At 34.5% G+C, this 16,125-nt stretch carries 18 protein-coding genes and 1 pseudogene; 17 read left to right on the top strand and 2 right to left on the bottom strand.

The window, feature by feature from the left end:
* Positions 1 to 13 precede the first annotated feature (13 nt).
* A pseudogene (locus ASM33_RS05540) lies at positions 14 to 866 on the bottom strand (IS982 family transposase).
* A gap of 199 nt (positions 867 to 1,065) precedes the next feature.
* Between ASM33_RS05540 and ASM33_RS05535 the strand changes: the two are divergent.
* The 14 genes from ASM33_RS05535 to ligA all read left to right on the top strand — a co-directional run bounded on the left by ASM33_RS05535 (position 1,066) and on the right by ligA (position 12,591).
* Entirely contained in the window at positions 1,066 to 2,262 is a 1,197-nt protein-coding gene (locus tag ASM33_RS05535; RefSeq protein WP_110410023.1) for a phage tail sheath C-terminal domain-containing protein, read from the top strand.
* A 29-nt stretch (positions 2,263 to 2,291) separates the two neighbouring features.
* Complete coding sequence (locus tag ASM33_RS05530) at positions 2,292 to 2,798, top strand: phage major tail tube protein (protein WP_112477229.1); 507 nt, start codon at positions 2,292 to 2,294, stop codon at positions 2,796 to 2,798.
* 93 nt (positions 2,799 to 2,891) lie between these two features.
* Positions 2,892 to 3,149, top strand: a complete 258-nt coding sequence (locus ASM33_RS05525) for a phage tail assembly protein (RefSeq protein WP_110410024.1) — start codon at positions 2,892 to 2,894, stop codon at positions 3,147 to 3,149.
* A 109-nt stretch (positions 3,150 to 3,258) separates the two neighbouring features.
* On the top strand, positions 3,259 to 5,628 hold the full coding sequence (locus ASM33_RS05520; RefSeq protein WP_110410025.1) for a phage tail tape measure protein: 2,370 nt from the start codon (positions 3,259 to 3,261) through the stop codon (positions 5,626 to 5,628).
* Entirely contained in the window at positions 5,628 to 5,975 is a 348-nt protein-coding gene (locus ASM33_RS05515; RefSeq protein ID WP_110410026.1) for a phage tail protein, read from the top strand. The genes ASM33_RS05520 and ASM33_RS05515 overlap by 1 nt, the downstream gene beginning before the upstream one ends.
* Complete coding sequence (locus tag ASM33_RS05510; RefSeq protein ID WP_110410027.1) at positions 5,972 to 6,178, top strand: tail protein X; 207 nt, start codon at positions 5,972 to 5,974, stop codon at positions 6,176 to 6,178. Before ASM33_RS05515 ends, ASM33_RS05510 begins: the two co-directional genes overlap by 4 nt.
* Entirely contained in the window at positions 6,178 to 7,134 is a 957-nt protein-coding gene (locus ASM33_RS05505) for a phage late control D family protein (protein ID WP_110410028.1), read from the top strand. Before ASM33_RS05510 ends, ASM33_RS05505 begins: the two co-directional genes overlap by 1 nt.
* 59 nt (positions 7,135 to 7,193) lie before the next feature.
* On the top strand, positions 7,194 to 7,739 hold the full coding sequence (locus tag ASM33_RS05500; RefSeq protein WP_110410029.1) for an ankyrin repeat domain-containing protein: 546 nt from the start codon (positions 7,194 to 7,196) through the stop codon (positions 7,737 to 7,739).
* A 128-nt stretch (positions 7,740 to 7,867) separates the two neighbouring features.
* On the top strand, positions 7,868 to 8,086 hold the full coding sequence (locus ASM33_RS05495) for a hypothetical protein (protein WP_110410030.1): 219 nt from the start codon (positions 7,868 to 7,870) through the stop codon (positions 8,084 to 8,086).
* A gap of 17 nt (positions 8,087 to 8,103) precedes the next feature.
* On the top strand, positions 8,104 to 9,051 hold the full coding sequence (locus tag ASM33_RS05490; RefSeq protein ID WP_110410031.1) for a patatin-like phospholipase family protein: 948 nt from the start codon (positions 8,104 to 8,106) through the stop codon (positions 9,049 to 9,051).
* A gap of 174 nt (positions 9,052 to 9,225) precedes the next feature.
* Positions 9,226 to 9,501 carry a hypothetical protein gene (locus ASM33_RS05485; protein WP_110410032.1) on the top strand — a complete coding sequence of 92 codons (276 nt, stop codon included), beginning with the start codon at positions 9,226 to 9,228 and terminating at the stop codon, positions 9,499 to 9,501.
* A gap of 34 nt (positions 9,502 to 9,535) precedes the next feature.
* Complete coding sequence (locus tag ASM33_RS05480) at positions 9,536 to 10,354, top strand: ankyrin repeat domain-containing protein (RefSeq protein ID WP_110410033.1); 819 nt, start codon at positions 9,536 to 9,538, stop codon at positions 10,352 to 10,354.
* Positions 10,355 to 10,388: 34 nt separating this feature from the next.
* Complete coding sequence (locus tag ASM33_RS05475; RefSeq protein ID WP_110410034.1) at positions 10,389 to 10,646, top strand: helix-turn-helix domain-containing protein; 258 nt, start codon at positions 10,389 to 10,391, stop codon at positions 10,644 to 10,646.
* Positions 10,647 to 10,659: 13 nt separating this feature from the next.
* Positions 10,660 to 12,591: an NAD-dependent DNA ligase LigA gene (ligA, locus tag ASM33_RS05470; protein ID WP_110410035.1), complete on the top strand. Its 1,932-nt coding sequence runs from the start codon at positions 10,660 to 10,662 to the stop codon at positions 12,589 to 12,591.
* A 51-nt stretch (positions 12,592 to 12,642) separates the two neighbouring features.
* Here the strand turns inward: ligA and ASM33_RS05465 are convergent, their stop codons facing one another.
* Positions 12,643 to 13,065, bottom strand: coding sequence for an ankyrin repeat domain-containing protein (locus ASM33_RS05465; RefSeq protein ID WP_110410036.1), 423 nt, complete (start codon positions 13,063 to 13,065; stop codon positions 12,643 to 12,645).
* Positions 13,066 to 13,169: 104 nt separating this feature from the next.
* Here ASM33_RS05465 and ASM33_RS05460 point away from each other — a divergent pair, with 104 nt between their 5' ends.
* From ASM33_RS05460 to ASM33_RS05450, 3 genes are all read left to right on the top strand, one after another.
* Entirely contained in the window at positions 13,170 to 13,448 is a 279-nt protein-coding gene (locus ASM33_RS05460; RefSeq protein WP_110410037.1) for an XRE family transcriptional regulator, read from the top strand.
* Between the two features lie 285 nt (positions 13,449 to 13,733).
* Positions 13,734 to 14,645 carry an Rpn family recombination-promoting nuclease/putative transposase gene (locus ASM33_RS05455; protein ID WP_110410038.1) on the top strand — a complete coding sequence of 304 codons (912 nt, stop codon included), beginning with the start codon at positions 13,734 to 13,736 and terminating at the stop codon, positions 14,643 to 14,645.
* A gap of 286 nt (positions 14,646 to 14,931) precedes the next feature.
* Complete coding sequence (locus tag ASM33_RS05450; protein ID WP_110410039.1) at positions 14,932 to 16,107, top strand: hypothetical protein; 1,176 nt, start codon at positions 14,932 to 14,934, stop codon at positions 16,105 to 16,107.
* The last annotated feature ends 18 nt before the right edge of the window (positions 16,108 to 16,125 follow it).

The raw sequence follows: 16,125 nt of genomic DNA, 5'->3' as shown, positions 1-16,125 counted from the left end.
CCCCAACTATGGATTAGCCAACGAAGAAAGTGTAGGAAATAGAAGGCTTTTTAGTTTTCAAGGAATATGAAACAAGTGTCGAAAGAATGTGAATCAAAAAATTTACTGGCGATCTATGCCGAGTATGCTCGATCTCAAATTTATTTTTCAGAGAGCCAAAAACTGTCTCAATAATCGATCTTTTTCTCAACAAAATCTTCTCATTTAGCGCCATTAATGAGTTTTTCATACCCTTTTTTATGCCGGTTACGAGCTTTAAACCTCTATCGAATAATTCGTGAAAAAGATCTTTTTTGATATCTCCAAATAGCAATCCGGTCAATTTTTTAGTCAAATTTGGCACAGGTTTTCTGTCGTCAACATTGCCTTTTGTCAGCGTAAGCGCTTCCTTTTTCGTTGATTACCAGATGCAGTTTAAAGCCAAAAAACCAGCCATACGTGCTTTTTCCTAATTTTGCAATTCCAGCAAAAATCTTGTTTCTCGAGATTCTTTTTGGATGGCAAACTGCGATTGAAGTTGCGTCTATGTATGAAATTCCAGTCATTTTCGCTTGTCCGCAAAACCACTCTAAAAGCAGCATTAAATACCACAAAATTCGTGGTTTTAGTGCAATAAATCGGTCATATGAAGGCAATTTTGGAAAATCTAATTTGTGAAATGGAAGGCAAAGTACGTAAAAAGCTTTAAAGTTTTTACACGGCGATTGGTGGTACAAAAGTATTATTGTGAGAATTTCTGAATGCGTGATTCCTGGCGTCCTGGTTGGCTTTTTGCCACTTGGTAGGAATTTTTCTGCAAAATTTTTGTCTGCTGCATTGCAAAAATCGTCTACAAAGCAAAATAATTCTGTTATATTTTTATTCATGGGTAACCTCATTTGATTTTCAAATATTTCCTGAGTTTACCCTATCTCCTTGGCTTTTCTATTGTTTTTTAATCCATAGTTGGGGTTACAAGAGTTTCTTAACGATTTAAAAGAGCATATGGAAGATTCATTAGCAAATTATAAATAGCTAAACAACAAAACTACTTTTAACAAGAAATAAAAATTAATCTATAATGATATGACCGAAAAATTCTTGCATGGTGTGAATGTTATTGAAGTAACTTCAGGACCAAAAACAATTAGAACAAGTAAATCATCAGTAATTGGTGTTATTGGTACTGCTCCAGATAGTGACGCAGAAAAATTTCCACTAAATAAACCAGTTCTTATAGCGGGAAGCCTAAAGGAAGCAGCAAAACTTGGTAAAAAAGGAACTCTTTTGCAAGCAGTAAATTCAATTTTTTCCCAGATAGGTGCAACAGTAGTAGTGATTCGTGTTGCAGAAGGTGAAAATGCTGACCAAACATTGAGAGAAGGTGAAACAGTTAAAAATATTATTGGTGGAGTTGATGAAGAAACTGGCGAGTATCAAGGGATTCAAGCATTCTTAAGTAGTGAAAGTATAGTCCATGTGGCACCGAGAATTCTGATTGCACCACACTTTACTCATCAGTTGCCTGAAACAGAGTCAAAAGAAGAAAAATCTAAAAATCCAATAGTTGCAGCTTTGATTCCTATAGCAGAGAAATTAAGAGCAATAATAGTAGCAGATGGCCCAAATACTAATGATGAAGAAGCAATCAAATGGAGAAAAAGTATCGGTAGTTCTCGTGTTTATGTTGTTGATCCATGGGTTAAAATATTTACAGACAAGGAAGAGGTTTTGCCTACTAGCCCATTTGTTGCAGGTTTAATTGCTAAAACAGACAATGAACATGGATTCTGGTGGTCACCATCAAATCAAGAAATTAATGTAATTGTTGGTACAAGCAGACCTGTTGACTTTACTTTAGGTGATTCAAATTGCCGTGCTAATTATTTAAATGAAAATGAAGTAGCAACAATCATTCATCAAAAAGGTTATAGACTATGGGGGAATAGAACCTGCTCTAGTGATTCAAAATGGGCTTTTTTGTCAGTTAGACGTACTGCAGATTTAATTAATGATAGCCTTCTTCGAGCACATCTCTGGGCAGTTGATCGCAATATTACCAAAACCTATATTGATGATGTCATAGAAGGGGTGAATTCCTATCTGGCAAATCTAAAATCCCAAGGAGCTATTCTTGATGGTAAATGCTATGCATCACCAGACCTCAATACCACAGCAAATATTGCAAGCGGAAAAGTATATTTTGACTTTGAGTTTACGCCGCCATATCCAGCAGAACAGATTACCTTTAGGTCTCATCTGGTTAATAATAAAATATTATAAGTTAATTAATTTTATAAAAGGGGAAAAAAATGCTACCAAAAATTTTAAAGAACTTTAATGTATTCGTTGATGGTCGTGGTTATGCTGGAAAAATCGATGAAATCACTCTACCAAAGCTTACCATAAAAACCGAAGAATATAGAGCTGGTGGTATGGATATTCCAATAAATATAGATATGGGCATGGAAAAGCTTGAAGCTGATTTTACTTTTTCTGAATACGATACAGAGCTATTTAGACTTTTTGGACTGATTGATGGAAATTCAGTATCTCTGACACTTCGAGGTGGTCTTCAAGGCAGTGGTATCAATGATATTGAGGGAGTAATCATTAATCTCAGGGGGATATTCAAGGAATTTGATTTTGGTAGTTGGAAACCTGGCGAGAAAGCAACACTCAAATGTACTGTCGCTGCTCATTATTACAAACTCACCATTGGTGACAAAGAACTTATCGAAATTGATGCTGAAAATATGATTCGTAAAATTAACGGTGTTGATCAGATGGCATTATTACAGACAGTGTTAGGAATTTAGGATTTTACTTTTTAAGGAGATATTATGTTGATCAAATAATTAAAACAGCTTTAACAAGATCTCAAAATTTTATTTTTATTTATAGGAGCATGTATGAAAACAATAACACTTAATAACCAAATTACAGTTGATGGTATTTCTGTTTCAGAACTTACTATTAGACGTCCAAAAGTAAGAGATTACTTAGCCATTGAACGTATCGATGGTAGTGAACTCAGCAGAGAAGTTACGTTAACTGCAAATCTAGCCTCTGTTACAAAAGAAGCCATTGAAGAATTGGATATTGCAGATTATGTAAAAGCACAAGAGATCTTAAAGGATTTTTTTTCACCAATTATCCAAAGGACTTAAGGTTAAACGTATTAATGCTCAGCTCTATCACAGGCGGCGGGGTTGAGCATATATTGGACATGGAAATTAGTGAATTTATTTTATGGTCGAAAGTAGCCAAGGAGTTTAAATGTCAACATTATCAATAAAAATAGGAGCAGTGCTTGATGGCAGTTTTAATGCTGCAATAAAGGGAAGTAGTGGTCAGCTTACTAGTCTTGGTGAAAACATAAGAAGGCTTGATTCATCCTTAAAATCAGTATCTAAGTTTAAACAATTGGGTTCTGATGTTTTGGCTAGCAAGAAATCCTGGAAAGGCTTTGAAGATCAGGTAAAATCCCTAGCTAAACAGATGAAAGCAGTAGAAAAACCAAGTAAAACTTTAAAAGCTGAATTTGATAAAGCTAAAGCGTCTGCAACAAAAGCAAAAGAATCATACTTGAAAAAGAGAGATGCTATGCATTCTTTGAATCAAGAAATGAGGAAGAGTGGAACAGATATTAAATCCTTAGTGAGAGATCAAAACAAACTTGGTTCATCTCTTGAAATGCTGAGAAGTAAATACAGCAAACTGGGATCTGTAATCAGTCAACAGCAAAGTATCTCAGCAAAAAAAGCACATTACAGATCACAAGTAATAGGAATGATAGGTTCATTACTCTCAGTTGCAGTTCCAATTAAAGTTGCTGTTGATTTTGAATCTGTTATGGCAGAGATTAAAGCAGTGGTGAAATTTGATGCTGATAAAGAAACTAATAATAAGATGATTATGGAACTTGGACAGGAGTTAAAGAAATTATCCCGTGAAATACCAATATCAGCTTCAGAGTTGGCTGAAATTGCTACAAGTGGTGGACGGCTTGGTTTTTCAAAGGACAAAGTTACTCAATTTACAGAAGCAGTAGGAAAGATGGCAGTAAATTTTGGCATGACAGGAGAAGAAATAGGAAGTGCTACTGCCACACTTTCTAATATTTATGGAATTGGACCTGAAAAAATGGAAGATTTCGGAGACACGTTAAATCACCTTGCAAGTAATACTACTGTTGATGCAAAAGATATGATGTCAGCAATGACTGTGGCTGGAGGAGCTGCAAAACAGTTTGGTCTCAATGTACACCAGACTGCTGGTTTAGTGAATGCCTTCATTAGCTTAGGAAAACAGCCTAAAAAAGCAGCAGGAGTGATAAATGATATGCTCATTAAACTACAAACTGCAAGAAATCAAGGTCCTGGATTTATAGGAGCACTAGAGGAAGTAGGAATAGATATTGATGAGCTTGAAGAGAATATTAAGAAAGATCCACAAGGAACACTGCTAAAAGTTTTTGAAGCTTTGAGAAACGTACCTGAAGATGAGCGTCCTGATATTCTCTTGAGACTTTTTGATTCTGGATCTCAAGATGATATAGCACTAATAGTTGCAAACTTAGAAAAATATAAAGAGGTGCTAGGGTTACTAGGTAATGAAAAAGAACGTGTAGGTTCGTTAGGCAGAGAATTTGAAGATCGTGTAAGTACTACAGCAAAACAATTGCAACTACTTAAAAATTCAATGGCAGAAGTAGGAATGAACTTGGGCTCAGTCATGCTACCTACTTTAAATTGGATAAGTGGTTTTTTAAGATCTATAACTACAGGTATAGCTTGGTTTGCAGAACAGTGTCCCATTTTGACTACTGGAATTATGAGCATCATTTCAGCCTGTATCCTCTTGAAGATTGCAGTAGTGGGTGGTGGTTATGCATTCGCTTTGCTTCAAGGAGGTGCTTTAACTTTAAAAGCTATTTTATACGGACAGCTCGGACCAGCGCTAATGTGGCTATCAACAACAATAATTCCTGCAGTAGTTACGGGCTTTAGAGTATTAACAGCAGCAATGATCAGTAATCCTATAGGAGCTGTTGTTGCTTTACTTGCAACCGGTGCAATTCTCGTAATTAGTAATTGGGAAAAAGTGAAAGACTTCTTTGCTGGTCTTTGGGAATATATAAAATCGATAATAAAACCAATCGGTGAAGCTTTTTCATGGCTAGGAGATACTATCAGTAGCATATTTGGTGGAGTTTCTGAGAATAGCCCATTAAAAGAATTTGAAAAGATGGAGAGTGTTGTTTCATTAGTTGATGGAAAAGTTGGCAATGCACTTTCTAAAAATAGCGTTTTCAGTGATGGAAATCCTTTACTCAATAATAATGTAGTGAAAGAAATCTCTGAAGGTAGTGAAAATAATATTAAGTTCAAAAGTATCATAGAAGAGAAAAGATCTGTGGAAGATTATAATCAGGAAGAAGCGGAAAAAGCATTTAAGGAGCTTATCAAAAACAAATTTGAAAGCAAAGAATCAAAAGCATATAACCAAACATTCAATCAGACGTTTAATATAAGTGTCAAAGCAGAACCTAATCAAGATATACGTAGTATTGCAAATGCAGTAATAGAAAGGTTAAGAGAACAAGCACGTGGTGCACTTTTTGATACAGTTGAAGAGTTATATTAATGTTACTTGGGCAATGTAAGTTTGAGCCAATAAGCCTGAGATACAGTAAAGAACAGAGGTGGCATACAATTGAGTGTATTGAAAAAACGTCATTGCAAAATATCGGCTCAGGAATTGAAAGTATTGATTTGACAGGGGTAATTTACCCATATTATCAGAGTCATGGTTTAGAACAATTAAAGACTATGCGTAATACTCAGGAACCACACGTTCTAGTTGATAATTCAGGAAATGTACTTGGAAATTTTGTTATCACTAATTTGGAAGAGAAACAGATATCGTTTTTTCCTGACGGACGGCCAAGAAAAGTTGAATTTCAAATAAAGTTAAAAAGCTATAACAAATGATTTATTATTACACTAAAGAAAACGAAATGTTAGATTATATCTGCTGGAAACACTATGGGTATAGTAGCGGAGCAGTAGAACTAGTACTCGAATCCAACACTGGTTTAGCAGAATATGATAGCTTCTTACCTGCAGGACTAAAGATTAAGCTGCCCAAAATCCAGAAGACATCACAAGAGTCTATTACAAAGATTTTAGAATAATGACACCAGATTTTGACATAATAGCAGAAGGTAACCAGGTAACAGAGGCTTTAAAAAAGAGCTTAATATCATTGCGCATTACTGACGAATCCGGAACAACAAGTGATGAAGCTGAAATACATATCGATTATGGAAGCAATGCTTTAGAGCTAAAAGGTGAATTAAAGGTTTTTCTTGGCTACAAGGAGACAGGTTTACTGCCTGTGGGAGTTTATACGGCAAGTGAAATCAGCATACAGAGCCCTCCACAGACTTTAAGGGTAAGGTGTCATGCTGCAAATTTTAAAAGCTCACTAAAGGAAAAAACATCAAGAGAGTGGAAGGATATTACTTTAGGTGATTTAGTGAGAGAAATAGCACAGAAGCATGGGCATAATAGTAAAGTTGCTGAAAAATTTGAAAACGTACCTGTATCATATAAAAACCAAACAAATGAAAGTGATTTAAACTTTTTAAAAGGGTTAGGCAGAGAACATGATGCATTAGTAAAGCCTGTTGGAGGATATATAATTTTTATTCCAAGAGGGGAAGGAAAATCAGCGACTGGTAAAGTATTAGGCACAACAGTCTTAACACCTAAAGATGTAATAAATTGGAAGGTAAATTTTAATGTACGTAATAAATATGGATCTGTTATTGCAAAATGGTATAGTTATGAAAAGGGGAAAACTATAGAAGAAAAAGTAGGAAATGAAGGCTCAAGTTATTTAATACAGGACCTTTATCCTACAGCGGAATCAGCGGTCAGTGCAGCAACTGCCAAGCTAAAACAACTAAAACGTAGTACATCAAATTTAAATGTAACTGTTCCTGGTAATCCTACACTTTTTGCAGAAGCTAAGATCAGCCTTTCAGGGTTTTTTCAGGAGATTGAAGGTGAATGGGTAGTTAATAGAGCGGAACATATCTTAGATAGTAAAGGGTATCAAACTATAATAGAAGCGGTGCAAGACTAGTTAAAGAAAATTTAAGCAAATTACTATCTAATGCCCAGGCAAGAATAGTATGATTATATATGAACAGAAATTTTAGGAGAATTCTTCGAGCAAGCTCAACAGGTCAGTATGATGTGCTAATTTTCCTGATAGTATTAGTAATATGCGTTGCTACTATATATTCTTTATTATTCAGTGGAGAAAATATTGATAAAATTGATAAAAATTTACGAGTTGCATCTAAGAACTGTGATTTAGAAGCTGTTAAACCTTTGGTAAAAAAGAATGTGAATACTAAAGGTTCTCTAAGTATTAGTGAAAGAGCATTACGTTATGCTGCAGGGAATGGATGCTTAAGGATTGTCAAGTTTTTATTAGACAAAGGGGCTGATATAAATGCTATTAGTGGAGCATTACATAGTGCAGTTATAAGTGGCCAACTAGAGATGATAAAATTTTTATTGGAGAATGGAGCAAATCCTTATTATAAAGATTGGAAAGGGAGAACTGCAAGAATGACAGCAGTGAAGAATTCACAGTATAGTTGGAACAGGAGACTTTTCAGAGAAATCGCAGATCTACTTGACGAAGCAGAAAAAAAGTATAAATCAGGACAATTGAAGTGAAGCTTTAGATAGTCCCATTTTTCTCAACTTAAATGATAAGAAGCCTCAAATAACCAAGGTTTGCGTTACATAATCCGTAACTTGGATTTATCAGTAATTTTCAATTATTTCATAACTAGGAAAAGAATATGCAAAATCAAGGGAAAATCCCAATTACAGTAATTATTACGATGTTAATACAAACTGTAGCAACTATATGGTGGCTAGCCAAGCTTGATTTAAGGGTGCAGATGCATGATAAAATTATAGAAAAAAATCAAAGAATAGTAGAAATAGTCTATCGTCTTGAAGAAAGAGTAAAGAGCCTTACTGAAGAAGTTAATGAACTTGAGCAACAATACAGATAACAACTGAGCCTTTTAAAATGACAAAATATATCTTATCCGTTGATGGAGGTGGTATTAGGGGAATCATCCCTGCCATTATTCTCGCAGAAATAGAAAAGAGAACAAATAAACCTATTTCACAAATCTTTGACTTAATGGCTGGTACTTCCACAGGTGGTATAGTTGTTACAGGGCTATGTAAGAAGGATGGAAAAGGAAAACCACAGTATTCAGCAAGTGATCTAGTTGAGCTATATCAGAAATATGGATCCTATATTTTTAAATCTTCATTTTTAAGAAAAGCAATTACCTGGGTGAATGGTGCAGAATATTCGCATAAAAATATTGAACATGTGCTTAATAAGTACTTTGGTGATACCACTCTTGCAGACATTTCAAATAAGTTATTACTTACCAGTTATGATATTCATAACAATTGTCCCTTCTTCTTCAAAAGCTGGAAAGAAGACAGAAATTTTTTAAGACTACAAGACGCTTTAAGATCAACTACAGCAGCACCAACATATTTTGCTCCTAAATTTCTTAAGATTAATCAAATAAATAGAGTCTTAGTTGACGGAGGAGTATTTGCCAATAACCCAGCAGCATGCGCATATGCAAACAGCAAGAAACTATTCCCTGATGATGATATAGTGCTGCTTTCAATTGGTACCGGTCGGTTATCTAATCCTATTAAATATATTAACTCAAAGAGATTTGGAAAGATAGCTTGGGTAAAACCTCTATTAAATGTGATGTTTGCTTCTGGACTTGATTGTGTAAATTATCAGTTGGAGCAAGTTATCGATGATAAGTACCTAAGAGTTCAATCTCAACTTACGGTGGCATCTACAGAAATGGATAATGCTACTTCTAAAAATATTAAACATCTACAACAAGAAGCGTGCTTAATGATTGAACATAAGGCAGTGGATAAATTTTGCGAAATGGTGGCCAAGTCAAATCAGTATCAAATATTATCTTAATATATTATATATATACTATAATATCCTCATATATCTTAATATTTAGTTATATGCAATCGCTACTTGTAAAAATAATTTGCATTTCGTGTCAAATTAGAATATACTAAAAATAGCAACAAGTAAACATATCATTTTTGCCTGTTGTTGAAGAGGCCAAATTTTTGGAGGGTTATTATGATAGGTAAAAAAATTACAGTCTTACAAGACTTATATGGTGAGAAAATTCAGTTCATTTTTGATCGCCATAGATTATTCAAAGGAATGCTCAGAGCTTTTGATAAAGTAAAACCTGAAAACAAAAGACCTGAAGGTAAAAAAGCTGAAGTGCCTTCCCCTCAAAATGTTGTTTCTGACTCAAGCAATCTGGAAGAAGGACTTAACTATCATCTTAATCAAAAATCCTTAAATAATCCAGAACTTTTGAGTCCATTTAACGTCCTAGGGCGCTAGCAACAAATTACAGACTTTAATAGTGGAGGCTAGTATGGATATTGACAAGGAGCTCAAGGCTGTAGTCAGAAAAATTAAGAGGGATAGAACATTTTCAATTTTGATTTTTCCCATCTATATTTTTCTCAATTTAATTATTAATAGCAAGTTTGGCACGAAATTTTTACACTTTGCTTGTAAATGGAATTGTCAAAAATTTCTTTATTTCCTAATTGCTTGGGGAGTAAACGTTAATGCTAAAGATAAGAAAGGTAATACTGCACTGCATTGGGCTGCAGAATATGGGTATTACGATATTGTAAAGGCTTTAATAATAAGCACTGCAAATGTTAACGCTGAAAATATCTACGGCAGGGCACCTCTTTTCCTTGCTGCATTATTTAATCATCAGGAAACTGTTCAAACTTTACTGCAATATGGAGCTGATATAAACCTTCGTGATAATTGCCTAAATACTCCTTTTCATGTAGCTGCAAAGTGTGGGTATGACGAAATATTGTCAATGTTTATAAAAAGAGCTAATAGCAACATCAATGACTTAGATGGAGATTTTTATACACCACTGCATTCAGCAGTTGCCCATGGTCATAAGTCAACGGCAGAAATTCTGCTACGGAATAGAGCTAACGTTAATGCCTTAGGTGGCAAACACTGTTCTACCCCATTACACGCTGCGGTCATGAGCAATAATAAAGAAATGGTCAAAATTCTGCTAGATAAGGGAGCAAATGTTTGTGTAAGAGCTGATATTGAAGACAATTTGACTCCACTTGGTATAGCGATTGCAAAGAATAATAAGGAAATAGTGGAGCTATTATTACTACATAGAGTAAGTAGTAAAAGCAAAACATAGTTATGGAATATAGAGCTAAATTAGAGAGGTATATATGGTAAAGAAAATTATAGCAAATAGTAATAATGTCAAAACAGAAATATTAAGCATTATAAAAAATGCAATTGAGGAAAGCTGCTGTACACAACAAGAAGCTGCAAATGTGCTGGAACTTGACCAGCCAAAAGTTTCATCAATTAAAAATCTGAAGACCAAAGGGTTTAGCTTAGAAAGGATGTTCATGCTCTTATCTAAGTTGGATTACGATGTAGAAATCACAGTAAGAAAAATTACTAAGCCAAATTTGAGTTAAAGTGGGGGAATTTATGCAAGAATTAATGAAAAAAATAAAACATCATAATATGTTGTACTATAAGGAAAATAAGCCTGAGATTACTGATGCTGAATATGACGAACTTAAGCGTAAAGCAATTGAAGTAAGGAAAGATATAGGAGTGGGTACTGAGCCTGATGGTAGGTTTGGTAAGGTAACGCACCTCAGTCCAATGCTGTCTTTAGATAATTCCTATACTGAGCAAGATTTGGAGAGGTTTCTTACTAGAATCAAAAAGCTTCTTAATGCTGATAAATTAGAAATAGTATGCGAGCCAAAAATTGATGGCCTGTCATTTTCTGCTGTATATGAAGATGGTGTTTTTATGAGAGCTTCAACTCGCGGTAATGGGTATTGTGGCGAAGATGTAACTCGTAACGTCATGACTATAACGGGTTTTCCGAAGGTTCTGCCAAATGTCGAAGGTAGACTGGAGATAAGAGGCGAAGTATACATCAGCAACGATGATTTTCTTGAGTTAAACAAAAACAATGACTTCGCTAATCCTAGAAACGCAGCGGCTGGCTCTTTGAGACAATTAGACCCAAACATTACTGCAAGTAGGCCGCTTAAATACTTTACTTATTGCTTACTAGGTGGAGCAGAAAAAACTCAGAGTGAGGTACTGAACAAATTGGAAGAACTTGGTTTTTGCGTTAATCAACATAGATTCTTGGCAAAAAGTTTAGGCGAAATGCTGCAATTTTATGATAAAATCTATAGTTGCCGTTGTGATTTAGGGTTTGATATAGACGGAATTGTTTATAAAGTTAACGATTTAGGATTACACGGCAAATTAGGGAGTACTAACAAGTATCCAAAGTGGGCTGTTGCACATAAGTTTCCTGCGGCTCATGGAAAAACCAAGTTAGAAAAGATATTAATACAGGTCGGTAGAACGGGAATTCTAACACCAATTGCACAGCTAGCTATTATTAATATCGGAGGTGTTCAGGTTAGTAGAGCAAGTTTGCATAATTTTGATGAAATCAGGCGTAAAGACGTACGTGAAGGCGATATCGTAGTGGTTGAACGCGCCGGAGACGTAATACCTAAAATTGTAGAAGTAGACAAAAATTCTCGCCTTCCAGATGCACCTGAATTTGAATTTCCTAAAGTTTGCCCAGAGTGCGGAAGTAGCGTACAAAAGGTTGAAGGTGAAGCAGCAATTAGATGCTCTGGTGTTACTTGCAAAGCTCAAATTGTTGAAAAGTTAAAGCATTTTGTTTCTAAAGAAGCTTTTGACATAGTTGGCCTAGCTGATAAACAAATTGAATTTTTCTATGATATTGGCCTTATTCAGCAAGTTCTAGACATCTTCACATTAAAAGAAAAATTAAAAGAGTTTGACTTGGAAGCATATAATGGATGGGGACCAAAATCTATAGAAAACTTGTTGAATTCCATTAACAGTAGAAGGACAATCAGCCTTGATAGATTTATATGTTCATTGGGCATTCGGTTTGTTGGACAATACGTGGCAAAATTACTCGCAGATTACTATGTTTCATTTGAAAATTGGTACAGCTCTATGGTCAAGCTACAAAATCAACCTTATCTCAATAGCATAACAGGTATAGGTGAAAAAATAACGGGATCTATCAGAGCATTTTTCTCCGATCAGCAAAACATAAATATGCTAAACAACCTTGCGTCTCATCTGAAGATTCTTCCAGTTGATAATAATAAATGTAGCTCAACTTTAAATGGCAAGATAATAGTTTTTACCGGAAGTCTATTAACTATGGACAGAAACGAAGCTAAGGCAAAAGTAGAATCTCTAGGGGGAAAAGTTACTTCGGACGTCTCTCGTAGCACGAATTTCCTGGTCGTTGGAAATAAGCCTGGATCAAAGTACAAAAGAGCAATGGAGCTTGGTGTAAGAATACTAACTGAAGAAGAATTGTATAAAATGATCGCTTAGCTGATAAAAAAACAATTGAATCTCAATATGTTTAGAATTTAAAGAAGCAACTTAAAAATCTCTCTTCTTAATAGTTTCATCTAATTCATGGCTTAATCTTTGTACTCCAACTCGCAGATTAACTTCTTTATCATTTGCAAATAGATCCTTTACCAGCGTTTTTTCTTCAGACAAGTCATAAGGAGTTTTACCTTTTTTATTTTTTATAAAAAGCTTTGCATCGTGAGCTAATAATAGTTTTATAGCAGGTATATTCTCCAGCAAGATTGCTTTGTATAAGGGTGTGTTGCCATTGCTACTACATTCATTTGGATCAGCTCCGTTTTCTAATAATGACTTTATTCTACCTAAATCGCATGTACTACTTGAAACAGCTTTGTATAGCTCGCACTCAAAAAATAGTGTATCACTAAATTTACCTATAGAAACACCTTTAAGAATTTTTATTATTTTCTTTAACTTTCTTTTCCACATGCTCACAGGATACCTCCATTTATAGCATTTCTCCAATAATTTATAATAGATTTATATAAAGATTCTGCTAACCTTATGCGAATTCTAATATAATAATAAGATGAATGGAAATATTATATATTACTAAAGCTCATACAAAAGAAACACTGATACAAATGATAAATAAAGCAGTAGATGATAATAAATGGAGCAGAAAAGAAACAGCACATATATTACAGACAGCTCTCTCGGATATTTCACGCATTAGAAGGTCAAAAGCTGCAAGTTTTTCATTAGCGAGACTTTTAACTTTTTTAGTAAGATTAGATTACAGGGTAACAATTTCAATTAATATGAAAGAGACTATAAAGCAAATTGAGTATTTTGAGCTTACAGCTTCATAATTGTAGCATAAAACCATGCAAAAATGGAAGATTGACGTATTGGGCTTTTAGATGCGTTTACAGATGAGATAGCAAAAGATAAGAAATTGACCAGCAAAGCTTAAAGTTGCGTTCTAAGGGCACATGTGAAGGTTGTTTTTTTATTTGGTACATCCCATGCTTTAATTTAGGCACATTTTTACTACTATAATAAGAACTATAGTCAAAACAAACTTGCATCATAAAGTATTGAATATCTCCAAATAATAATGTATAATTAACAATGCTTTTTTAGGTACCTTGATCATGGCTATTTCCAAGTTTCTTGATCCAAAGCTAGACTTAACTTTTAAGAAAATCTTTGGCACTGAAAAAAATAAGAATATCCTTATTCATTTTCTTAATGATATTTTAGGGTTTACTGAAAAAAATGCAATACAAGAGGTAGAATTTCTTGGCACCATTATGGATCCTGAAATTGCTTCTGATAAACAAAGTATAGTTGATGTTTTGTGCAAAGATTCTAGTGGTGCTAGATACGTCATCGAGATGCAGCTTGCAAGGGATAAAGGTTTCGAAAAACGTGCTCAATTATACGCTGCTAAGGCTTATTCAAGACAGTTAGATAGATCTGGTAATTACGTTGATTTAAAAAAGGTTTTCTTTATTGCTATTTCAAATTGTAATTTATTTCCTGAAGAAATTGAGTACATATCAACTCATAATATACGTGATATCAAAACCAATGGACATTATTTAAAAGATTTTCAGTTTGTCTTTATTGAGCTGCCGAAATTTCCTAAAAATGCAGTAGAACAGCTAGAAAACATAGTAGAGCGTTGGCTATTTTTCTTCAAATACGCAGAAGATACCACAGATGAGGACTTAAAAAAAATAGCAGAACAAGCACCAATTATCAAGCTAGCATATGATGAATTAGATCGGTTTGGTTGGAATGAAAAAGATCTTGTAGCATACGAAGAAAGAGTCATGGACTTACGTAAAGAAGAAGCCATCCTAGAATATAAGCTTGATCTTGCTACTGAAAAAGGTAGAGAGGAAGGCATCCAAATCGGCGAAGAAAAAGGAAGAAAAGCAGAGAAAATTGAAGTGGCAAAGACAATGCTTGCCGATAATGTGGAAATTAACACCATTGCTAAATTCACTGGGTTATCCGCTGATGAAATCAAAAAACTACAAGAGGAAAGTACTGTTTAGCGCAAGCATTGTGTAAGCTAGTGGAGTTTCTCCCGTTCATATCTGCTCAGCAGTTGTTTTACTAACTTTTGCCTTTCATCTACCAAATTAACTGGCTTAATCTCAATCTCCTATTTCTCGTTCCTCATTTGGTTTTTCATTTTCTTTGTCCTATTATTCTTATACAATAATACTTGCTATATTAGTTGTTATTATATATTCTAGATCAATAGACGCACATATGTTAACAATTTGTTAGCATTTGTCACCGTATATTTAGATATTATCTAATTTTATAGAGGGTATTATGATTAAGAAAAAAACAACTCATCGTAAAAAATTATCTAAACGGATATTAAGTAAAATAGTTATTAAGGATTTGCTACCTTATTTAACGGATAAGCCTGCTATGGCTCCAAGTAAAACTGGCTCAATAGAAAAGGCTAACGCACCTACAAAAATAGACTTGGATAGTAAGGTAGAACTACCTGCAAAACCTTTTTTATATCATGAAAATCTCAATCCTTTTCGACCAACTTTAAGTGAAATCAGGCTAAATGAAGATGAAAATATGAAGTTAAACGAATTCTTGAATAGAGTTTTTGTGGCTGAAGATATAGAAGGATTAGACAAAATTGTAAATCAGGCGTTGGATTCAGGGATAAGAATAAATGCACACAACGAGGATGAGTATAGCTTTTCTAATATTACAATATTTATGCTGTGTAAAGATAAATTTAAAGGTGATAAGCAAGAAAATATAATAAGGAAATTAGCAATAAATGGAGCAGATTTTGATAAGAGTTTCATACAGGGCAGCAGGAAAACTATTGAAATTTGCAATAAGGTACAAAAAGAAGTTGAGCCAATAGTCTTCAACCGGCTTCAAAAGCTGAGGGAAGTTGCAGAAAGTGCCGTTATTGAAGGAACAGTTGGTACTGTTGAGATCGATAATCGGACGTTCTATATAGAGTTTTCTCAAAGTAGCAAGATTGACGCTGGCAAGGTTATTAATGGTGCAAGAGATTTAGGCTTAAGTAATGGTACCTTAAATCTTGGTGGTAACATCATAAGGCTAGGCGACAGTGAATTAGAAATTAAAACTGAGAAAAATGGCAAAAGAAATTACGTAGATGTATCAGATAACAGTGCTTTTGAAGTCACATTCTTAACTAGTCTGGGAAACCTAAGCATCACAGTTTACCATAATTTAGAAGATTACCATCAAATACACGTTAAAGTCAAAGATGAAACAATGTGGAATGAGCTGCAAAGAATAGGGGAAATTGTAGGAAATGGCTGCATGTTTAGTGGAATGTCTGTTACGGCGGCAATAAAACAAGGATGTTTCATCAGATCTGGTAGGTTCTGCGATCAAAAATCTACAGAGGCAATAAAGCTTTCTGAAAGCAGTGAGACTATCTCTTGGGTAGAGAAAGAAAAAGGCAGGGAACAAAGCACTACCAGCAGAGCAATTCACTGAGTATCTTTTAGGAGAAGA

It is taken from the genome of Wolbachia endosymbiont of Folsomia candida (assembly GCF_001931755.2).
Taxonomy (GTDB): Bacteria; Pseudomonadota; Alphaproteobacteria; order Rickettsiales; family Anaplasmataceae; genus Wolbachia.
Note: the sequence above shows the minus strand (reverse complement) of the source record. Positions and strands in the feature narration are given on the sequence as shown.